We start from the raw sequence: 1,196 nt of genomic DNA, 5'->3' as shown, positions 1-1,196 counted from the left end.
TATTACTTGATGACCTTGGCCACCACGCCGGCGCCGACAGTGCGGCCGCCTTCGCGGATCGCGAAGCGCAGACCCTGGTCCATCGCGATCGGGTGGATCAGGCTCACCACCATCTTGATGTTGTCGCCCGGCATCACCATTTCCACGCCTTCCGGCAGCTCGATCGCACCGGTCACGTCGGTGGTGCGGAAGTAGAACTGCGGACGGTAGCCCTTGAAGAACGGGGTATGACGGCCACCCTCGTCCTTCGACAGCACGTACACCTCGGCCTCGAAGTCCGTGTGCGGGGTGATCGTGCCCGGCTTCGCCAGCACCTGGCCGCGCTCCACGTCGTCGCGCTTCAGGCCGCGCAGCAGCAGACCGGCGTTGTCGCCCGCCTGACCCTGGTCCAGCAGCTTGCGGAACATTTCCACGCCCGTGACGGTGGTCTTCTGCGTCGGACGGATGCCGACCACTTCGATTTCGTCACCCACCTTGATCACGCCGCGCTCGATACGGCCGGTCACCACCGTGCCGCGACCCGAGATCGAGAACACGTCTTCCACCGGCATCAGGAACGGCTGGTCGATCGCGCGCTGCGGCTCCGGAATGTAGGTGTCCAGCGCTTCCACCAGCGAGATGATCGCCGGCACGCCGATTTCCGACTGGTCGCCTTCCAGCGCCAGCTTCGCCGAACCCTTGATGATCGGGGTATCGTCGCCCGGGAAGTCGTACTTCGACAGCAGCTCGCGCACTTCCATCTCGACCAGCTCGAGCAGTTCGGCGTCGTCCACCATGTCGGCCTTGTTCAGGAACACGACAATGTACGGCACGCCCACCTGGCGCGACAGCAGGATGTGTTCGCGCGTCTGCGGCATCGGGCCGTCCGCGGCCGAGCACACCAGGATCGCGCCGTCCATCTGCGCCGCACCCGTGATCATGTTCTTCACGTAGTCGGCATGGCCCGGGCAGTCCACGTGCGCGTAGTGGCGATTCGGCGATTCGTATTCCACGTGCGCCGTCGAGATCGTGATACCGCGCGCCTTTTCTTCCGGCGCCGCGTCAATCGCGTCGTAGGCCTTGAATTCACCGCCAAAACGCTCCGCACCGACCTTCGTCAGCGCCGCCGTCAGCGTCGTCTTGCCGTGGTCCACGTGACCAATCGTGCCCACGTTCACGTGGGGCTTGGTGCGCTCGAACTTGCCCTTTGCCATGAC

Annotated in this window: 1 protein-coding gene; it reads right to left on the bottom strand. The window is 64.7% G+C overall.

Translation table 11 applies throughout. The features are described 5' to 3' along the window. Positions 1 to 2: 2 nt before the first annotated feature. Positions 3 to 1,193, bottom strand: a complete 1,191-nt coding sequence (gene tuf / locus ISP25_RS00020) for an elongation factor Tu (RefSeq protein WP_192157137.1) — start codon at positions 1,191 to 1,193, stop codon at positions 3 to 5. Positions 1,194 to 1,196: the final 3 nt, after the last annotated feature.

Source organism: Rhodanobacter hydrolyticus (genome assembly GCF_044904645.1).
This window is presented reverse-complemented; position numbering and strand designations above follow the sequence as displayed.